Annotated in this window: 20 protein-coding genes; 13 read left to right on the top strand and 7 right to left on the bottom strand. The window is 70.3% G+C overall.

The window, feature by feature from the left end:
• Positions 1-4: 4 nt before the first annotated feature.
• Entirely contained in the window at positions 5-1,192 is a 1,188-nt protein-coding gene (locus VNR19_RS01105) for a 4-hydroxybenzoate 3-monooxygenase (RefSeq protein WP_325723052.1), read from the bottom strand.
• 103 nt (positions 1,193-1,295) lie between these two features.
• The gene (locus tag VNR19_RS01100) at positions 1,296-2,045 is read right to left on the bottom strand and encodes an IclR family transcriptional regulator (protein WP_325723050.1); all 750 of its coding nucleotides are present in this window, start codon (positions 2,043-2,045) and stop codon (positions 1,296-1,298) included.
• A 185-nt stretch (positions 2,046-2,230) separates the two neighbouring features.
• Between VNR19_RS01100 and VNR19_RS01095 the strand changes: the two genes are divergently transcribed.
• The 6 genes from VNR19_RS01095 (at position 2,231) to pcaC (ending at position 7,240) form a co-directional block, all read left to right on the top strand.
• On the top strand, positions 2,231-2,989 hold the full coding sequence (locus tag VNR19_RS01095) for an IclR family transcriptional regulator (protein ID WP_325723048.1): 759 nt from the start codon (positions 2,231-2,233) through the stop codon (positions 2,987-2,989).
• Between the two features lie 98 nt (positions 2,990-3,087).
• A complete protein-coding gene (pcaH, locus tag VNR19_RS01090; RefSeq protein WP_325723046.1) occupies positions 3,088-3,954 on the top strand; it encodes a protocatechuate 3,4-dioxygenase subunit beta in 867 nt (288 codons plus the stop codon).
• Positions 3,955-3,956: 2 nt separating this feature from the next.
• Positions 3,957-4,538, top strand: coding sequence for a protocatechuate 3,4-dioxygenase subunit alpha (gene pcaG / locus VNR19_RS01085; RefSeq protein WP_325723044.1), 582 nt, complete (start codon positions 3,957-3,959; stop codon positions 4,536-4,538).
• A 108-nt stretch (positions 4,539-4,646) separates the two neighbouring features.
• Positions 4,647-6,041, top strand: coding sequence for a lyase family protein (locus VNR19_RS01080; protein WP_325723042.1), 1,395 nt, complete (start codon positions 4,647-4,649; stop codon positions 6,039-6,041).
• The gene (locus tag VNR19_RS01075) at positions 6,038-6,814 is read left to right on the top strand and encodes an alpha/beta fold hydrolase (RefSeq protein ID WP_325723040.1); all 777 of its coding nucleotides are present in this window, start codon (positions 6,038-6,040) and stop codon (positions 6,812-6,814) included. The genes VNR19_RS01080 and VNR19_RS01075 overlap by 4 nt, the downstream gene beginning before the upstream one ends.
• 30 nt (positions 6,815-6,844) lie before the next feature.
• Positions 6,845-7,240 carry a 4-carboxymuconolactone decarboxylase gene (gene pcaC, locus VNR19_RS01070; RefSeq protein WP_325033346.1) on the top strand — a complete coding sequence of 132 codons (396 nt, stop codon included), beginning with the start codon at positions 6,845-6,847 and terminating at the stop codon, positions 7,238-7,240.
• On the opposite strand, the gene VNR19_RS01065 is transcribed toward pcaC, so the two are convergent.
• Entirely contained in the window at positions 7,237-7,878 is a 642-nt protein-coding gene (locus tag VNR19_RS01065; protein WP_325723037.1) for a TetR/AcrR family transcriptional regulator, read from the bottom strand. The two genes, pcaC and VNR19_RS01065, sit on opposite strands and share 4 nt — an antisense overlap.
• 92 nt (positions 7,879-7,970) lie before the next feature.
• Here VNR19_RS01065 and VNR19_RS01060 point away from each other — a divergent pair, with 92 nt between their 5' ends.
• The 5 genes from VNR19_RS01060 (at position 7,971) to VNR19_RS01040 (ending at position 12,419) form a co-directional block, all read left to right on the top strand.
• Positions 7,971-8,900 carry an NAD-dependent epimerase/dehydratase family protein gene (locus VNR19_RS01060; RefSeq protein WP_325723035.1) on the top strand — a complete coding sequence of 310 codons (930 nt, stop codon included), beginning with the start codon at positions 7,971-7,973 and terminating at the stop codon, positions 8,898-8,900.
• Positions 8,901-9,027: 127 nt separating this feature from the next.
• Positions 9,028-9,798: a 3-oxoacid CoA-transferase subunit A gene (locus VNR19_RS01055; RefSeq protein WP_325723033.1), complete on the top strand. Its 771-nt coding sequence runs from the start codon at positions 9,028-9,030 to the stop codon at positions 9,796-9,798.
• Entirely contained in the window at positions 9,795-10,436 is a 642-nt protein-coding gene (locus tag VNR19_RS01050; RefSeq protein ID WP_325723031.1) for a 3-oxoacid CoA-transferase subunit B, read from the top strand. The genes VNR19_RS01055 and VNR19_RS01050 overlap by 4 nt, the downstream gene beginning before the upstream one ends.
• 2 nt (positions 10,437-10,438) lie before the next feature.
• Positions 10,439-11,611: a thiolase family protein gene (locus tag VNR19_RS01045; RefSeq protein WP_325723029.1), complete on the top strand. Its 1,173-nt coding sequence runs from the start codon at positions 10,439-10,441 to the stop codon at positions 11,609-11,611.
• 19 nt (positions 11,612-11,630) lie between these two features.
• Positions 11,631-12,419 carry an IclR family transcriptional regulator domain-containing protein gene (locus tag VNR19_RS01040; RefSeq protein ID WP_325723027.1) on the top strand — a complete coding sequence of 263 codons (789 nt, stop codon included), beginning with the start codon at positions 11,631-11,633 and terminating at the stop codon, positions 12,417-12,419.
• Positions 12,420-12,421: 2 nt separating this feature from the next.
• Here VNR19_RS01040 and VNR19_RS01035 read toward each other — a convergent pair whose 3' ends face one another.
• The 4 genes from VNR19_RS01035 to VNR19_RS01020 form a co-directional block, all read right to left on the bottom strand.
• Positions 12,422-12,592 carry a hypothetical protein gene (locus VNR19_RS01035; protein ID WP_325723026.1) on the bottom strand — a complete coding sequence of 57 codons (171 nt, stop codon included), beginning with the start codon at positions 12,590-12,592 and terminating at the stop codon, positions 12,422-12,424.
• Positions 12,593-12,846: 254 nt separating this feature from the next.
• The gene (locus VNR19_RS01030; protein WP_325723100.1) at positions 12,847-14,025 is read right to left on the bottom strand and encodes an ROK family transcriptional regulator; all 1,179 of its coding nucleotides are present in this window, start codon (positions 14,023-14,025) and stop codon (positions 12,847-12,849) included.
• Between the two features lie 107 nt (positions 14,026-14,132).
• Positions 14,133-15,197, bottom strand: a complete 1,065-nt coding sequence (locus VNR19_RS01025) for an ABC transporter permease (RefSeq protein WP_325723024.1) — start codon at positions 15,195-15,197, stop codon at positions 14,133-14,135.
• Positions 15,194-16,678: a sugar ABC transporter ATP-binding protein gene (locus VNR19_RS01020; RefSeq protein WP_325723098.1), complete on the bottom strand. Its 1,485-nt coding sequence runs from the start codon at positions 16,676-16,678 to the stop codon at positions 15,194-15,196. The genes VNR19_RS01025 and VNR19_RS01020 overlap by 4 nt, the downstream gene beginning before the upstream one ends.
• 313 nt (positions 16,679-16,991) lie before the next feature.
• Between VNR19_RS01020 and VNR19_RS01015 the strand changes: the two genes are divergently transcribed.
• Positions 16,992-18,032 (top strand): substrate-binding domain-containing protein, encoded by a 1,041-nt coding sequence (locus tag VNR19_RS01015; protein WP_325723022.1) that lies wholly within the window; start codon positions 16,992-16,994, stop codon positions 18,030-18,032.
• A gap of 125 nt (positions 18,033-18,157) precedes the next feature.
• The coding region (locus VNR19_RS01010) for a Gfo/Idh/MocA family protein (protein ID WP_325723096.1) at positions 18,158-18,532 on the top strand (375 nt) is incomplete at its 3' end.

Below are 18,532 nucleotides of genomic sequence, written 5' to 3'. Positions count from 1 at the left end.
CGCGCTAGGCGCGCCCCTCGAGAGGCCAGCCCGTGTATGCCTCCGCGAGGTAGCGGCGGCCGGACTCCGACTCGACGACGGTCTGCAGCTCACCCAGCTGACGCAGGCGGTCGAAGTCCGTGGCATCCGGTGCCACGTGCAGCATGTTCGTCATCCACCACGAGAAGTGCTGCGCCTTCCAGATGCGGTGCAGCGCGGTGTCGTGGTACTCGTCGATGAGCCGCTCGTCGTTCTCGAGCAGCAGGGCGCGCAGGGCGCGCTCGAGCACGAGCACGTCGGCGACCGCGAGGTTCATGCCCTTCGCGCCCGTGGGCGGCACGGTGTGCGCGGCGTCGCCGACGAGCGCGGCGCGGCCGGTGCGCAGCGAGTGCGCGACGAAGCTCCGGAACCGCAGCACGTCGCGCTGGAAGATCGGCCCCTCGTTGAGCGTCGTGCCCGGGACGCGTGACTGCAGCTCGTGCCACAGCTGCTCCTCGGTGTACGAGGCGGGGTCGACCTCGGGGTCGCACTGGAAGTACATGCGCTGCACCGTCGCGCTGCGCTGGCTGATGAGCGCGAAGCCGTTGGGGGAGTTCGAGTAGATGAGCTCCGTCGCACTGGGCGGCGCCTCGCACAGGATCCCGAACCACGCGAAGGGGTACTCGCGGAAGTACCCGCCCGTCTGCGACCCCGTCACCGCCGCGCGGACGACGCTGTGCGAGCCGTCGGCGCCCACGACGAAGTCGGCGTCGATTTCGAGCGCCCGTCCGTCGCCGTTGGTCGCGAAGACGCGGGGACGGTCGGATGCCGCGCCCTCGACGCGCTGCGCGGTGACCCCGAACCGCAGGTCCTGTCCCGCTGCGAGCCGTGCCGCGATGAGGTCCTTGAGCGCCTCGTGCTGCGGGTACAGCCACACGCCCCGCCCGACGAGCGACGCGAAGTCGATGCGGTGCCCCTCACCCGCGAACCGCAGCTCGATGCCGTCGTGACGGTGTCCGACGGTGCGCGCGCGGCTGAACTCGCCGAGCTCGTCGAGCACCTCGACGGTGCCCTGCTCGAGGATGCCGGCGCGGATCGTCTGCTCGATCTGCTCGCGCTCGCGGCTGTCGATCACGATCGAGTCGATGCCGGCGACGCCGAGCAGGTGCGAGAGCAGCAGCCCGGCGGGGCCGGCGCCGACGATGGCGACGCGGGTGCGTACGGTCTCGGTCACGGGGTCTCCTTCGACGGGTGGGCGATGGCGTCCATCAGTGTGGTCCGGGTCCTCACGGTTCGGGACGGGTTGCCCATTCAACGGGAATCGAGGTCTCGATCGGTCAGTACTCCGACAGATCGGAACGGATGCCGCGGCTCGCCTGCAGCAGCGCGGCGATCGCCTGCTCGGTCGGGGCGTCCCGCGGCAGCACGACCGAGAGCGCGGCGATGACATCGCCCGTGCGATCGCGGACGGGCACCGCCACCCCGGTGGACACCGCCTCGATCGAGCCGCGCGCCACGACATACCCGTCGCGGCGGACGCGCGCGAGCAGGCGCCGGAGGGCCGCGGCATCCGTCACCGTCTCCTTCGCCACCTGCGGGAGGGGAGCCGCCAGTACCCGCTCGCGCACGTCGTCCGGCGCGTGGGCGAGCAGCACGAGCCCCGACGACGACGCGTGCAGCGGCAGCCGCCCGGCGATGCGCGTGATGTTCGCGCCCGCGCCCGGGTGCGACAGGCGCTCGAGGAAAAGCGCGGAGTCCTGTTCGAGTACCGCGAGCTGCGTGTGCTCGCGGATGCGGGCCTGCACCCGCTCCATGTGCGGCAGCGCGACCTGGCGCAGGCGGAGCGCGCGCGAGCCGCGCAGCGCGAGCTCCCACAGGCGCATGCCGAGGCTCACGCGGTGATCGTCGTCGCGTTCGAGCAGGCCCGCTTCGACCAGCGCGTCGACCAGCCGGTGCGCGGTCGAGGAGGGAAGGCCGGCGCGGCGGCCGATCTCGGATGCGGTCTGCACCGTGCGATCGATCGTGAACGTCTCGAGCACGCGCACGATGCGGTCGATCGAGGAGTCGCCCGACGGCGAATTGGCCATGCGCCCAGAATCGCACGACCGAGCAGAACCCGCCGGTTGGGGCGGATCACCGGCGTTCGGGGCGCACGGATTCGGCCCCGAAGTCGGAAAACCGCCCCGAACGGAAGGAATCCCGGAGTGCCGCGGCCGAAATAGGCCGCATACGTCCGAAACGGAAGGTAGCCTGATATATCGGGGAGGCAATCTTGGAACCGGGCGAAGGTGTGCTCACACGCGCGATGCGCGTCCTTCAGTGCTTCACCGACGACGAGCCGGCGCTCTCGGCGACGCGCATCGCCGAGCTCACGGGGCTTCCGTCGTCGACGTTGCACCGGCTGCTGTCGCAGCTGACGTCGTTCGGGCTGCTCACACGCACGCCCGGCCACCGTTACACGATCGGCGCGAAGCTGTGGGAGCTGGGCGAGCTGTCGCCTCTCGCGCTCCGGCTGCGCGAGACCGCGCTGCCGCACATGTCGCGCCTGTACGAGGCGACGCGCGAGAACGTCCACCTCGCGGTGCTCGACGCGCCGACGCCGGAGACCGCGACCGCGCTCTTCGTCGGCCGGCTCACCGGCCAGGGCGCGATCCCGACCCTGAGCCGCATGGGCGGCCGGCATCCGCTGCACACCACCGGCGTCGGCAAGGCGCTGCTCTCGACGCGCGACGAGGCGTGGCTGCAGCGCTACTTCTCGGTGCCGCTCGAGCGCGAGACGACGCTCTCGATCACGTCGGAAGAGGAGCTCCGCGCCGACCTCGCGCGCACGCGGGCACGCGGCTACGCGACCACCCGCGAGGAGATGACGCTCGGCAACGTGTCGGTCGCCGCGCCGCTGGCGCGCGTCGAGGGGCTGCCCCCGATCGCGATCGGCATCGTCGTGCACATCGAGGTCGCCGACGAACGACGGCTCAGCGGGCTCGTCATGCAGGCGGCGAAAGACCTGCGCGCGGCACTGCGTGACGCGTGATTCCCATGCACTGAGAATCCACAGCGGCATGTAAGGCTACGGCTGTCACTCTTTTCGTGTTGCGCCTCCGATGCGGAGGCGCGTCGAAGGAGACAGTCATGACCAGCGCCGAATCCGACCCGACGGGCGAAGAGGCCTTCTCGTCGTCGGTCATCGCAGAGCAGACCGCGGTCGCACCCGAGCAGCTGCTCGCGTCGGCCGACATGCCCCCGCAGTCGCAGATCAACAAGGAGATCGCCGATCTCCACGCCGAGTACGAGCGCCGCGAGGCCGCCGGTGAGAAGCTGCGCTCGACGATGTACGACTTCCCGCCGTACCGCTCGAGCATCCTGCGCCATCCGACCAAGAACCCGAAGCTCGTCGACCCCGAGACGATCGAGCTGTGGTCGCCCGCATACGGACAGCGTGACGTCGCGGCGATCGAGGCCGACCTCACGCTCCAGCACCGGGGTGAGCCGCAGGGCGAGCGCATCACCGTGCAGGGCCGCCTGCTCGACTCGTGGGGCCGTCCGATCCCGAACCAGCTCATCGAGATCTGGCAGGCGAACGCCGCGGGCCGCTACATCCACCAGCGCGACCAGCACCCGGCGCCGCTCGACCCGAACTTCACGGGCGCGGGCCGCACGATCACGAACGACAACGGCGAGTGGAAGTTCACGACCATCAAGCCGGGGCCGTACCCGTGGAAGAACCACATCAACGCGTGGCGCCCCGCGCACATCCACTTCTCGATCTTCGGAAGCGGCTTCACGCAGCGCCTCGTGACGCAGATGTACTTCCCGGGCGACCCGCTGTTCGCGCTCGACCCGATCTACAACACGATCCGCAGCCAGAAGGACCGCGACCGGCTCATCGGCCAGTACGACCACGACCTGACGGTCCCCGAGTTCTCGATGGGCTACCGCTGGGACATCGTCGTGGACGGACCGGATTCCACGTGGTTCGAGCCCGAGGGAGAGCACTGACCATGGCACGCACGCTTCGCTCCGACCTGCAGGGCAAGGAGCAGCTCGAGATCACGCCCGGCCAGACCGTCGGTCCGTTCTTCGCGTTCGGCACCGTGTACCCCAAGATGCACGAGGTCGTCTTCCCGCACTCGCCCGGCGCGATCGTGCTCAGCGGCACCGTTTACGACGGCGCCGGTGCACCGATCCCCGACGCCCTCGTCGAGATCTGGAGCGCCGACGCCGAGGGGAACATCCCGCGCGGCCGCGGCTCGCGCCGTCGCGACGACCACACCTTCACGGGATTCGGCCGCTCGGCGACCACCGACGAGGGCCGCTTCGAGTTCTGGACGATCAACCCCGGCTCGGTGAACGGCGAGGCGCCGTTCTATGCGGTCGCGGTCTTCGCACGGGGTCTTCCCGACAAGCTGATGACCCGCATCTACCTGCCGGACGACCAGGAGAAGCTCGACGCCGATCCGTTCCTGTCCTCGCTGACGCCCGAGGAGCGCGCTACGCTCATCGCAACTCGCCTGCCGAACGGGTATCTGCGACACGACATCCGCCTGCAGGGCGAGAACGAGACGGTGTTCCTCGAATTCTGAGGCGGGGTGTTGCCCTGACATGACGGTCGTTGAGCGAAGGAGCGCAGCGAGCGAGACGAAACGCGGGGCCGATCGCGCACGCCGGCTCGTGCCGAGATAGGAGCCAGTGTGTCGCCGTTCGACGAAGGACTGCTCACGCCGGTGACGGTGGGGCACGACGAGTCGGTGACGGATGCCGCGTTCCTCGACGCCCTCGTGACGGCCGAGGTCGCGCTGACGCGCGGGTACGCACTCCTGGGGGTCGTGCCCGCCGAGGTCGCCGACGAGATCTCGTCGTCGCTCGGGTGGTCCGGCGCGGGAGCCCTGTGCCGCGGGCACGGGATCGACGTGGGAGAGCTGGCCGCGGCATCCGTCGCCGGCGGCAACCCCGTCATCCCGCTCGTCGCGCGGCTCAAGGACCGCGTGCCGGAGTCGGCGCGCGTGTGGGTCCACCGCGGCGCGACGAGCCAGGACATCCTGGACTCCGCCCTCATGCTCCTCGCGCACCGGGCCTCGCGGCGCGTGCTCGCCTCGTTGCGAGAGGTCGATTCGGCGCTCGACGACTTCGCGACCGCCCATCGCGGCGTGGTCGCCGCGGCCCGCACGCTCACGCAGCACGCGGTTCCCACGACGGTGGGCCTGCGCGCCGCGAACTGGCTGCGCGGCGTGCGACGCGCGATCGAGCGGCTCGAAGAGGCGGTGCGAGGCCTGCCGGCGCAGCTCGGGGGAGCCGGCGGCACGCTCGCGTCGTTCGTCGAGATCGCGGGTATGCCGCGCGCAGCCTCGCTCCCCGCGGCCTTCGCGTCGGAACTGCGCCTCGCAGCGCCCGACGGTCCGTGGCACACGACCCGATGGCCGGTGACCGAGCTCGGCGACGCCCTCGTGCAGGCGCTCGACGCGCTCGGCGTGATCGCGGCCGACGTCGCGACCCTCAGCCGCACCGAGATCGGAGAGCTCGCCGAGGGATCCGGCGGCGGGTCGTCGGCGATGCCGCAGAAGCAGAACCCCGCGGCATCCGTGCTCGTCCGCTCGGCCGCGATCCGTGCGCCGCAGCTCGGTGCGACCCTCCACACCGCGGCCGCGCTCGCGGTCGACGAGCGCCCCGACGGCGCGTGGCACGCCGAGTGGCCGGCTCTGCGCGAGCTGCTGCGCCTCGCTCTCGGCGCCTCCGCGAACGCGGCCTCGCTCGTCGCGGGACTCCGCGTCGACGCCGACGCCGTGGCCCGCAACCTCGCCCTCACCCACGGGCTCATCGTCGCGGAGCGCCTCTCGGTCGTGCTCGGTCCCGTGATCGGCGCCGCACGCGTGAAGGAGCTCGTCGCCGCCGCCGGCCGCGGCGAAGACCTCCGCGAGCTCGTTCGCGCCCTGCCCGAGCTGCAGCCGGGCGGTGCGGGCGAGCGCATCGACGCCGATGCGCTGCTCGACCCGGCGAACTACACCGGGCTGGCCGCACACCTCGTGGACGCCGCGGTCGCGGCGTCCGACGACGATCCCTCGTCCCCACCGCCCCTGGAGGATTCATGACCGTCCCCGCCATCTCGCTGACCGCGCCCGCAGGGCCCGACGGCGCGCCGCTGCTCGTGCTCGGCCCGTCGCTGGGCACGTCGACGATCCTGTGGGAGAACGTCCTCCCCGCCCTCGCCGACCGGTACCGCGTGATCGCATGGGATCTCCCGGGGCACGGCGCCTCACCGCGCGCGACGGCGCCGTTCACGGTCGCCGAGCTCGCCGATGCCGTCGCCGACACGGTGGGAGAGCGGTTCCTGTACGCGGGGGTGTCGCTCGGCGGCGCCGTGGGCCTCGAGCTGCTGCTGCGGCATCCGGATCAGGTCATCGCAGCCGCCATCATCGCCTCCGGGGCGAAGATCGGCGAGCCCGAGGCGTGGCACGACCGCGCCGCGCAGGTGCGCGCGCAGAGCACCTCGACGCTCATCATCGGGTCGGCGCAGCGATGGTTCGCACCCGGATCGATCGAGCGCAACCCCGAGATCTCCGGTCGCCTGCTGCACGTGCTGCAGGATGCCGATGACGAGAGCTACGCGCTCGCGTGCGAGGCGCTCGCGGCCTTCGACGTGCGCGAGCGACTCGGCGAGATCGCCGCGCCGGTGCTCGCCGTGTGGGGTGCTCACGATGGCGTGACGCCCGAGACGTCCGCGCGCGAGATCGCGGATGGCGTGCAGCGCGGCCGGGCCGTCGGGATCGCGGATGCGTCGCACCTCCCACCTGCCGACGACGCCGCCGCGACCGCTGAGGTGCTGCGGTCGTTCTTCGACGAGTACGCGCACACGCGAGCCTGACCCACGACCACACGAGAAGGAGGAGGCGGAATGACGACCAACGAAGGACTCTCCGACGCCGAGCGCTGGGAGCAGGGCATGACGGTTCGCCGTCAAGTGCTCGGCGACGAGCACGTCGACAACTCGATCGCGAACACGACCGAGTTCACCGCCGACTTCCAGGACTTCATCACGCGTGTCGCGTGGGGCGATCTGTGGTCGCGTCACGGGCTCGACCGCCGCTCGCGGTCGATCGCCGTGATCACGTCGCTCATCGCGCACGGTCACCACGAGGAGCTCGCGATGCACTGCCGCGCAGCGCTGCGCAACGGCCTCACCGTCGAGGAGATCAAGGAAGTCATCATCCAGTCGGCTGTGTACTCGGGCGTGCCCGCCGCGAACACGGCGTTCCGCATCGCCAGTGAGGCGCTGGCCGACGAGTTCTAGCCGGCGCGCGAAGCTCCGGATGACTCGGCGGCGGCACGCCCGTCGCCCTCGCCCCCGGGGTGCGGTCCCATGCCGACCGCGAGTGTCGCGAGATCGGCGAGCGCGCGGACGACGCGTTCCTGCGACACCCCCGTCGGATGCTCGCCGAAGACATCGGCCAGCAGCCAGTAGTGCGCGGTAGCCCCCTGCAGGACGACGGCGATCGCCTCCCAGTCGGCCGACGCGTCGCCGCTCAGGTCCGCGAGCAGCCGCGTGATCTCGGCGTGGCGTCGCGCGATCTCCTCGTTGCCGAACCGCTTGAGCAGTTCGGGAAAGGCTTGGAGCCCGCGGAACACGACGCGGCTGAGGTCGCGATCCTCCTCCATGCGCGCGAACCCGCCCTTCGCGGCGAGTTCCAGTACGTCGCGCGGCCGATCCGCGACTTCGGATGCCGGCGGGGGCACGACCGTCGACGACAGCAGCTTGTCGAGACCCGCTTCGAGCATCTGCTGCTTCGACGCGAAGTGCTTGTAGAAGCTGCCTGAGCCGGGGGAGAGACCAGCGGCCTCTTCGATCTGCGCGATCGATGTGGCCGCGTATCCCTGTTCGCCGAAGAGCCGCATGCCCTCGCGCAGCAGGATCTCACGTCGAGTGGTCATGCTCGGAGCTTAGCAAGTGATCACTTGCCATCCGGTCCTTCCGCGCGTATCGTCTGTCTTGGCAAGTGATCACTTGCCAAGAAGGGAGGATCATGAAGGTTCTGCTGGCCGGCGCGACGGGCGCGATCGGGCGACCCCTCACGCGGATGCTGCACGATGCGGGCCACCAGGTCGTCGCACTCTCACGGGGCGGCGATCAGTCGCGTGCGCTGGTGGATCTGGACGTCGAGCCGATCGTCGCGGACGCACTCGACCGTGATGCTCTCCTGCGCGCCACTCGCGGTCTGCGGCTGGACGCGGTCATCCACGAGCTGACCGCCCTGCGCAAGCCTCCCGCGGGCCACGGCGGCATGGCCGCGACGAATCAACTGCGCACGTCGGGTACTCGCAACCTCCTCGCGGTCGCGCACGAGACCGGCGCGACGCGCTTCGTGACTCAGAGCATGGTGTTCGGCTACGGCTATGTCGACCACGGCGACGAACCGCTGACCGAGGCGAGCCCGTTCGGGCGGCGGCGGGGCGGCCCATCCGATCGGCACATCGAGGCGATGGTCGCGAACGAGCGGCTCGTTCTCGAGGATCCGAGTGTCGAAGGGATCGCCTTGCGCTACGGGCTCTTCTACGGCGCGGACGTGCAGACGGTGCGCCGGATGCTCGAGCGCCGGTCCATCCCCGTGGCTCGGGGCGCGACGCATCCGCTGTCCTGGGTGCACATCGAGGATGCGGCGTCGGCGACGCTCGCCGCACTCGAGCGCGGCCGCCCCGGTGCGTACAACGTCGTCGACGACAGCCCGACGTCATGGGCGCGACTGTACTCCACGCTCGCCGAGGCCATCGGCGCGCCCGCGCCGTTCGCCGTGCCGGGGTGGGCACTGCGGCTCGCCGCGCCGTATCTCGCGACGATGGTGCTCGACACGTCGATGCGCGTGTCGAACGCGAAGGCGCGCGCGGAGCTCGGCTGGGAGCCCGAGCATCCCGACTTCACGCGCGCACTGGGAGCGTACGTCGCCGCCGGCGTGTGACGCCTTCGGCTGGGCTCCCGCTGAGCGATCCGGCCGCTCGCGCGATGAAGTGGCCCGCGGTATGCTCGTTCGAGATACGCACATGCGTTCGCACAGTGAACACTCGCCACGACACCGAGGAGGCCCTGTGATCGACAAGACGGTTGCGGATGCCGCGACCGCCGTCGCCGACATCCCCGACGGGTCCACGATCATGATCGGCGGGTTCGGCCGCGCCGGTCAGCCGGTCGAGCTCATCGACGCACTCATCGCCCACGGGGCATCCGATCTCACGATCGTGAACAACAACGCCGGCAACGGCGACACCGGCCTCGCGGCGCTGCTCGCCGCCGGCCGCGTGCGCAAGATCATCTGCTCGTTCCCGCGCCAGCACGACTCCTGGGTGTTCGACGGACTGTACCGAGAAGGCAAGATCGAGCTCGAGCTCGTGCCGCAGGGCAACCTCGCCGAGCGCATCCGCGCGGCCGGAGCCGGCATCGGGGCGTTCTTCAGTCCGACCGGCGTCGGAACGCAGCTCGCCGAGGGCAAGGAGGCGCGCGAGATCGACGGCCGCCAGTACGTGCTCGAGTACCCGATCAAGGCGGACTACGCCCTCGTGTCGGGCCTCAAAGCCGACCGCTGGGGCAACGTCGTCTATCGCGAGACCGCGCGCAACTTCGGTCCCATCATGGCGACCGCCGCGACGACGTCGATCGTGCAGGTCGACGAGATCGTTCCGCTCGGCTCGCTCGACCCCGAGGCCGTCGTGACGCCCGGCATCTTCGTGCAGCGCGTCGTCGAGGTCGGCGAGCGCGCGTGGCTGCGCGACGGAGAGTTCATCGGCGGCGTCGATCTCGAGGGCCGGCCGACCGACCCTTCGGCGGGCTCAGGGACCGATGAGAAGGAGGTGGACCAGTGACCACGACGATCACGCGCGACGACCTCGCGAAGCGCATCGCCGCCGACATCCCCGAGGGTTCGTATGTGAACCTCGGCATCGGCGCGCCGACCCTCGTCGCGAACTACCTGCCCGACGACCAGGAGATCATCCTGCACACCGAGAACGGCCTGCTGGGCATGGGGCCGGCTCCGGATGCCGCGCACGTCGACCCCGACCTCATCAACGCCGGCAAGCAGGCGGTCACCGCGCTCCCCGGAGCCGCGTACTTCCACCACGCCGACTCGTTCGCGATGATGCGCGGCGGGCATCTCGACGTGTGCGTGCTCGGCGCCTTCCAGGTCTCGCAGACCGGCGACCTCGCGAACTGGTCGACCGGCGCGCCGGGTGCGATCCCCGCGGTCGGCGGAGCGATGGACCTCGCGATCGGCGCGAAGTCCGTCTACGTCATGACCGATCTGCTCACCAAGAAGGGCGAGTCGAAACTCGTCGCCGAATGCACCTACCCCCTCACGGGCGTCGGCTGCGTCACGCGCGTCTACACCGACCACGCCGTGTTCGACGTCACCGACGAAGGATTCGTCGTGCGCGAGACGTTCGGAGACAACACCGTCGAGAGCCTGTCCGAGCTGACCGGACTGGCATTGAAAGGAGCCTGACCATGGCCACCTACATCTATGACGCCGTCCGCACGCCGTTCGGCCGCGCCGGCGGCGCGCTGTCGGGCACACGACCCGACGACCTCGCCGCGATCGTCATGAAGGCGACGATCGACCGGACCGGTCTCGATCCCGCGCGCATCGACGACGTCATCTTCGGCGACGCCAACCAGGCGGGCGAAGACAACCGCAACGTCGCCCGCATGGGCGCGCTGCTCGCGGGCTTCCCGACCTCGGTGACCGGTGTGACCGTCAATCGCCTGTGCGCATCGTCGGTCGAAGCCGTCGTGCAGGGATCGCGCGCGATCGACGCGGGCGACGTCGACGTGGTGCTGGCCGGCGGCGTCGAGTCGATGAGCCGTGCGCCGTTCATCGTCGAGAAGTCGCCGCGGCCGTGGCCGTCGGTCGGCAACCAGACGATGTGGAACACGTCGATCGGCTGGCGCATGGTGAACCCGAACCTGCCCAAGCACTGGACCATCTCGAACGGCCAGTCCGCCGAGAAGATCGCCCGCGAATGGGGCATCTCGCGCGAAGCGCAGGACGAGTTCGCGGTGCAGTCGCACCGCCGCGCGGCCGCGGCGTGGGCCGAGGGCGTCTACGACGGCGAAGTGGTGCAGGTGCCGGGCGCCGAACTCGCTCGCGACGAAGGCATCCGCGACGACACGTCGGTCGAGAAGCTCGCCGGTCTGAAGGCCCTCTTCGCCGACGACGGCCAGGGTTCGGTCACGGCGGGCAACTCGTCGCCGATCAACGACGGCGCCTCGGCGGTGCTCCTCGCCCGCGAAGGCGCCCTCGAGGGCGAGCCGCTCGCGCGCATCACGGCGCGCGCCGTGCACGGTGTCGACCCCGACGTCTTCCCGATCGCGCCGATCGAGGCCGCGAACAAGGCTCTCGCGCGGGCCGGACGCACGTGGGCGGACGTCGACTTCGTCGAGCTGAACGAGGCGTTCGCGTCGCAGTCGCTCGCGTGCCTGAAGGGCTGGCCCGATTTCGACCCCGACAACATGAACATCCACGGCGGGGCGCTCGCGATCGGGCATCCGCTCGGTGCCTCCGGCGGCCGCATCATCGGCCACGCCGCGCACGAGCTGGCTCGCCGCGGAGGCGGCGTCGCGGTCGCCGCGATCTGCATCGGCGTCGGTCAGGGCATGGCCGTCGTGCTGGAGCGGTGATCGCAGGACGGATGCGGCGATGACCGAGGCGCCCGAGGCATCCGGCGATTTCGTCCAATCCCTCGCGCGGGGGCTCGCGGTCATCCGAGCGTTCGACGCCGAGCACCCCGAGCTGTCGCTGAGCGACGTCGCGCGTCGCGCCGGCATTCCGCGGGCGGCGGCACGGCGGTTCCTGCGCACGCTCGAGACGCTCGGATACGTCCGCGCGAACGGCGACGGCACCGCGCGCTCGTTCGCCCTCACCCCGCACGTGCTCGAGCTCGGCTTCAGCTACCTCTCCGCGCTCACACTCCCCGAGCTCGTGCAGCCGCACCTCGAGACCCTTTCCCGCGCCGTCGACGAGAGCGTCTCGGCGGCGGTGCTGGACGGCACCGACATCGTCTACGTCGCGCGCGTGCCGACGCGGCGCATCATGAGCGTGCGCATCACGATCGGCACGCGTTTCCCGGCGTACGCGACGAGCATGGGCCGCGTGCTGCTGGCGGGACTGCCCGACGACGAAGCGGATGCCGCGCTCGAAGCCTCCGCGCGGCGGGCGCTCACCCCGCTCACGAAGACCGACGTCGGAGCGCTGCGCGACGAGCTCGCGCGCGTCCGCGGGCAGGGCTGGGCGCTCGTCGACGGTGAGCTGGAATCGGGGCTGCGGTCGGTCGCGGCTCCCGTCCACGGGCGGGACGGGTCGGTCGTGGCCGCGGTCAACGTCTCGACGAGCGCGACGCGCGACACCGTCGAGCATGTGCGCGAGGCGTACCTCCCGCGGTTGCTCGAGACGACGGCCGCGATCGAGCGCGAGCTGCGGCTGGTCTAGCGTCAGCCTTCGGCGTGGCGGATGCCTCGGCCGGTGAAATAGCCCACCGCACCATCAGAGTCTTCGACGCCGAACACCCACTTGCCGGACGGGGTGGCCCGCACATCGATGACGGTGCCGCGGCCGCTGGGCGTGAACACGTCATCGCCGGGACTGAAGGAAGTCTCGCTCATGCCCCGACGCTACGGGTGCCGCGGCCGCCGCGCCTCCCCCGCGAGGCGGAACCGGATCCATCCGCAAACGGAGGCGTCACGGATCCGCCGGGGCTTCGCCCTCCCCCACCCCAGCGCAGATCAGGACATCTGGCCGGTACAGGAGCTTTCCGGCGCAATCGTCCTGCCTCCGCCAGATGTCCTGATCTGGTGGGGTGTGAACCTCCGAACCGGCGGAATCAGGCGGATGCGGCGGTCGCGCGACGTCCGGCCGCTCAGCGCCCCACGAGCGAGTGGAAGGCGCCGGGCGACAGCGCGTGGTCGAGCGCGAGCATGCTCGCGCCGATGACGCCGGCCTTCTCGGCGGCGGTCGACTGCACGATCGACAGGTGTCCGGTCGCGAGGGGCATCGACCTCGTGTAGACGACCTCGCGCACGCCGGCGATGAGGTGCTCGCCGACGCGCGCCATCGATCCGCCGAGCGCGATCACGGACGGATTGAGCAGGCTCACGCACGCCGTGAGCACCTCGCCGATGTCGCGCCCCGCCTGCCGCACGGCCTGGATCGCCTCGACGTTGCCGCTCTTGACGAGCGTCACGACGTCGTCGCCGTTCTCGGCGTTGACGCCCCGGTCGCGCAGCGCGCGGGCGATGGCGGGTCCGGAGGCGAGGGCTTCGAGGCATCCGGTGTTTCCGCAATGACACGGCACCCCGGCGCCTCGCGCGATGTGCACGTGGCCGATGTCGCCGGCGACGCCCTGCGCCCCGCGCAGCAGCATGCCACCCGAGATGACGCCCGCGCCGATGCCGGTGGCGACCTTCACGAACACGAGGTCCTCGGTCGTCGGCCACGCCATCGCTCGCTCGCCGAGGGCCATGATGTTGACGTCGTTGTCGACGAGCACGGGGACCTCGAGGTGCTGGCGCACCCATCCCGGGACGTCGAAGCGGTCCCACCCGGGCATGATCGGCGGATTGACCGGCTGCCCGGTGGAGTGCTCGACGGGTCCCGGCACACCGATCCCGATCGCCACGAGCTCGTTGCGATCGCGGCCGGTCTGCTTGAGCAGCGTCGCGGCCGTCTCGAGCATCCACGTGAGCACGGGCACGGGGCCGAGGGTCACCGACATCGGCTCGGTGTGCTCGGCGAGGATCGTGCCGGCGAGGTCGGCGACCGCCACGGTCGCGTGCGACGCACCGATGTCGGCGGCGAGCACGACGCGCGCGCTCGGCTTGAGCGCGAACCGCGACGGCGGGCGTCCGCCCGTCGAGGTCGACTCGGCGAGCGGCGCGATGAGGCCCATGCGCATGAGCTCGTCGACCCGCGCGGCGATCGTCGAACGGGCGAGGCCGGTCGAGTTCGCGAGCTCGGCTCGCGTGCGTGGCACTCCGTCGCGCAATAGCTGGAAGAGTTCGCTCGCGCCAGTCCCACCGGACGAGGTTTCGGAGGTTATGGAGACCACAGTTCAGTCAATCATGCGGGGGTTGCCGTCAGAACTCGCGGGTACTTCTGCCGAAACAGCCGACATGGTGCGGATGCCCCGGCAGAAGCCCCCTGCGCTTATGTCGATCTCGCGCCCGCCGGCTTCGCGAACCGTTGCTGCAGCAGCACCGCGATGACGATGATGATGCCCTTCGCGACCGCCTGAACCGACGACGACAGGTTGTTCTGGACGAACACGTTCGACAGCGTCGCGAAGATCAGAACACCGAGTACGGTGCCCGTGATGGTGCCGCGACCGCCGATGAGGAGCGTGCCGCCCACGACGACGGCGGCGATCGCATCGAGCTCGTAGAGCTGACCGTGGGTCGACGTTCCCGCCGTCGTGCGACCGAGGATCATGATGGCGGCGATACCGGCCGTGAGGCCGGCGATCGCGTACAGCCAGACCGTGTGGCGCTTGACGTTGATGCCCGCGAGACGCGCCGCCTCGCGGTTGCCGCCGATCGCGACCGTGCGGCGGCCGAACGTCGTGCGGTTGAGGAGGACCCACCCGGCGGCGGCGACGATGATGAACATCCAGATCAGCACGTCGATGCCGAGGAAGTCCTCGTTGAAGAACGTGATGAACCCGCGCTCGCGGATCACGAGCGTGCGTCGCTCGGCGATGATCTCTGCGAGACCGCGGGCCGCGACGAGCATCGCAAGCGTCGCCATGAACGCGACGACCTTGCCGTACGCGATGACGACGCCGTTGATGACGCCGGCCGCGAGGCCGACGGCGAGCGCCACGACCACCATGATCACCCAGTGCGTGTCGTCGGCCGTGTTCTGCATGACGTCGATCGTCGCGACGACCGACGCGAGGCCCATGACCGAGCCGACCGACAGGTCGATGCCCCCCGAGATGATCACGAACGTCATGCCGATGCTGATGACGCCGATGATCGATGCCTGCCGCAGGATCACGAGCATGTTGTTGAGGCTCATGAACGTGTCGGCCGCCGTGATCGCGCCGACGGCCACGATGAGCAGCAGCGCGAGGATGAGGCCGAGGTTGCGGCCGAACGAGCCGCTGAAGATGCGGCGGATGCCGGTGCGCGGCGTCTTCTCGGGAGTCGGCTGCGTCGGCGGCGCAGCCTGCGCGTCGATGACGTCGGCGCGCGGGGTGGTGGATTCGCTCACGCGGCGGTTCCTTTCATGACGAGGTCGAGCACGCCGTGCTCGTCGATGTCGGAGGCGGGCACGGTGGTCAGCACGCGGCCGTCGGCGATGACGAGGACCGTGTCGGCGAGGCCGAGCACCTCCTCGATCTCGCTCGAGACGATCACGACCGCGTTGCCCGCCGCGGCCAGGCGCCTGATGAGGGCGTAGATCTCGGTGCGGGCGCCGACGTCGACGCCGCGCGTCGGCTCGTCGAGCAGCAGCACGCGCGTGCCATGCACCAGCCATCGGGCGAGGAGGATCTTCTGCTGGTTGCCGCCGGACAGCGTCGCAGCCGGGCGGTCGGGGTCGGCGGGCCGCAGGTCGAGCGCGTCGGCCTGCTCGCGCGCGACGGAGCGCTCGGCGCGCTGGTCGAGGAATCCGGCCTTCGCGAATCGTTCGAACGACGACAGCGTGACGTTGACGAAGACCGGCTCGTCGAGGACGAGTCCCTGGCTCTTGCGCTCCTCGGGTGACAGCCCGATGCCGGCGCGCACCGCATGCGGCACGGAGCCGCGCTTGAGCTCGACGCCGGCGACGCGGACCGACCCCGCGGTCGCGCGTCGCGCGCCGAACACGGTCTCGAGGATCTCGGAGCGCCCGGATCCGACCAGCCCCGCGAGCCCGATGACCTCGCCCGCGCGCGCCGCGAACGACACGTCTTCGAAGACGCCTGACAGACCGAGCCCATCTACCTCGAGCACGATCGGTGCGTCGGGCGCAATCGGCACGGGCGGCGGGAAGACGTTCTCCACCGTCCGACCGGTCATGAGCCGGATGAGGTCGCTCGTCGGCGTGTCTTTGACCGAGAGGCCGCTCGCCATGCTGCGTCCGTCCTTGAGGACCGTGATGCGGTCGCCGATCTGGCGGATCTCCTCGAGGCGGTGGGTGATGTAGACCACGGCGATGCCCTCGGCGGTGAGCTCGCGCACGACGTTGAAGAGGTTCTTAACCTCCTCGGTGTCGAGGACGGCCGAGGGCTCGTCCATGATGATGAGCTTGATGTCGTGCGACAGCGCGCGAGCCATGCTCACGATCTGCTTGTTGGCGGCGCTGAGCTGACCGACCTCGATGTTGGGCGAGAGCGAGCCGTGGCCGAGACGGCGGAGCAGCTCGCGAGCGCGACGCGTCGCCTCGCCGCGGCGCGTGAAACCGCCGCGATCGAACTCGTGTCCGAGGAAGATGTTCTCGGCGACCGTGAGCCCGTCGACGACGTCGAGCTCCTGGTACATCGTCGCGATGCCGAGCGAGAGCGCCGCCTGGGGGTCGGGGATCGTGACTTCGTCGCCGAGCCACGTGATCGTGCCCTCGTCGAGCTGGTGGACGCCGGCGAGCGTCTTGATGAGCGTCGACTTGCCCGCACCGTTCTGCCCCAGGATGCAGTGCACCTCACCCGCGCGCACATCGAGGTCGACGCCGCGGAGTGCGTACACCCCGGCGAAGTGCTTGGTGGCGCCGCGCACCTCGAGCAGCGTCGGCGCATCCTCCGGTAATGACGAAGAGTGGTCGTCTTTGATCACAGCGAGACCATAACATGCTCGCGAAGTCCGGATCGAGACGGTTTTCGACGATCCTGGGCGTCACCGAGAGTCGGATGTCTCGGCTCATTCCCGGGACTCCAGCACGTTCCGACGCTTTTGACGAGGCGCGCACAAAAGGTGTTGCGGTGTCGGCCACTTCTGCTACGGTGGCCCTGGTCAGCGTGGACAGCTTGAGTGTGGGCTTCAGCCCACGGCCACGCCGGGCGGATCTGCATCACATTCAAGGAGGAACGGAATGCGTCCCAAGCGCACTATGGGGCTGCGCGCGCTCGTCGCGGGTGCGGCCGCGCTCACCACGATCGGACTGCTCGTCGGCTGCACCGCCGGCGGTGGGGACGACGACGTGGTCGACCAGGGCACGACGAGCGAAGAGAACCAGGCGACGGGCGAGACGGTCGTCATCGGGTTCTCGGGACCGGCTGCCGACCACGGCTGGCTCGGCGCGATCAACTCCGGCGCCCAGGCGGCCGCCGACAGCTTCGAAGACGTCGAACTGCGGGTCGCGGAGGGCACGAACGACGCGAACGCGCAGATCGCCGCGGTCGAGACCTTCATCAACGAGGGCGTCGACGCGATCGTGCTGCTGCCGACCGACGGCGCGGCTCTCACCGAGGTCGCGATCAAGGCGATGCAGGCGGGTATCCCCGTCATCAACGTCGACCGCGAGTTCTCCAGCCCGTTCGCCGCACGCACCACGATCCTCGGTGACAACTACGGCATGGGTGTGAGTGCCGGCACTTACATCTGCGAGCAGCTCGGCGGCGAGGGCTTCGTGGCCGAGATCGCCGGCATCGACTCGCTGCCGCTCACGCAGGACCGCTCGCGCGGCTTCGCCGACGCGCTGTCGGACTGCGGGCTCGAGGTGAACGCCCGCGTCGCGGCGGACTTCACCGTCGCAGGCGGCGAGGCCGCGGCGTCGCAGCTTCTGGCGGCGAACCCGCAGATCGACGCCATCTGGAACCATGACGACGACCAGGGCGTCGGCGTGCTCGCCGCGATCGAGGCGGCCGGGCGCGACGAGTTCTTCATGATGGGCGGCGCGGGAAGCCGCAACGCGATGGAGGCCATCGAAGCCGACGACACGGTGCTCAAGGCGACGGTCATCTACCCGTCGACGCAGGCCGCCGACGGCATCGCGCTCGCGCGCCTCATCGCCCAGGGCAAGACGATGAGCGACCTCATCACGCCGAGCGTTCCGAACCGCATCGTGCTCGATGCGCCGGTGGTCACGAAGGACAACGTGCAGGAATTCATCGACCTCGCGTTCGCATCCTGATACCGCCGCGGGGCGCCCGTCTTCAGGGCGGGCGCTCCGCGTGCACCACCGACGACGTCTGAGGGAAAGGACCCCGCGTGACTGCAGAGCACCGCGACCCCGAGGCATCCGGTCTTCGGGTGGCCATGATCGGGCACGGTTTCATGGGAGCGGCCCACTCGGTCGGTTGGCGGCAGGCGCCTGCCGTGTTCGATCTTCCGGTGCGGCCGCATATGGCGGTCGTGGTGGGTCGTGACGTCGAGGCGACGGCCGCAGCGGCCGAGAAGTGGGGCTGGGGGGAGGCTGCGAACGACTGGCGTGAGGTGGTCGCCCGTGACGACATCGATGTGGTCGACATCGTGACGCCGGGTGATTCGCACGCCGAGATCGCGATCGCGGCGCTGGGGGCGGGCAAGCATGTGCTGTGCGAGAAGCCGTTGGCGAACACGGTGGCTGAGGCGGAGGCGATGGCGGATGCCGCGGCCGCAGCCGCGGCGGCCAAGGGTGTGCGGGCGATGGTG

Origin of the sequence: Microbacterium sp. (genome assembly GCF_035556355.1) — a bacterium.
Lineage (GTDB): Bacteria > Actinomycetota > Actinomycetes > Actinomycetales > Microbacteriaceae > Microbacterium.
The sequence above is the reverse complement of the archived record's forward strand: the minus strand, read 5'-3'. Positions and strand labels throughout refer to the sequence as shown.

Bases quoted from the DNA above. Each gene is read 5' to 3' on its own strand.
- VNR19_RS01100 (WP_325723050.1), bottom strand. From the start codon at position 2,045: ATGGCCAATTCGCCGTCGGGCGACTCCTCGATCGACCGCATCGTGCGC.
- pcaH (WP_325723046.1), top strand. From the start codon at position 3,088: ATGACCAGCGCCGAATCCGACCCGACGGGCGAAGAGGCCTTCTCGTCG.
- pcaG (WP_325723044.1), top strand. From the start codon at position 3,957: ATGGCACGCACGCTTCGCTCCGACCTGCAGGGCAAGGAGCAGCTCGAG.
- VNR19_RS01075 (WP_325723040.1), top strand. From the start codon at position 6,038: ATGACCGTCCCCGCCATCTCGCTGACCGCGCCCGCAGGGCCCGACGGC.
- pcaC (WP_325033346.1), top strand. From the start codon at position 6,845: ATGACGACCAACGAAGGACTCTCCGACGCCGAGCGCTGGGAGCAGGGC.
- VNR19_RS01065 (WP_325723037.1), bottom strand. From the start codon at position 7,878: ATGACCACTCGACGTGAGATCCTGCTGCGCGAGGGCATGCGGCTCTTC.
- VNR19_RS01060 (WP_325723035.1), top strand. From the start codon at position 7,971: ATGAAGGTTCTGCTGGCCGGCGCGACGGGCGCGATCGGGCGACCCCTC.
- VNR19_RS01045 (WP_325723029.1), top strand. From the start codon at position 10,439: ATGGCCACCTACATCTATGACGCCGTCCGCACGCCGTTCGGCCGCGCC.
- VNR19_RS01040 (WP_325723027.1), top strand. From the start codon at position 11,631: ATGACCGAGGCGCCCGAGGCATCCGGCGATTTCGTCCAATCCCTCGCG.
- VNR19_RS01035 (WP_325723026.1), bottom strand. From the start codon at position 12,592: ATGAGCGAGACTTCCTTCAGTCCCGGCGATGACGTGTTCACGCCCAGC.
- VNR19_RS01015 (WP_325723022.1), top strand. From the start codon at position 16,992: ATGCGTCCCAAGCGCACTATGGGGCTGCGCGCGCTCGTCGCGGGTGCG.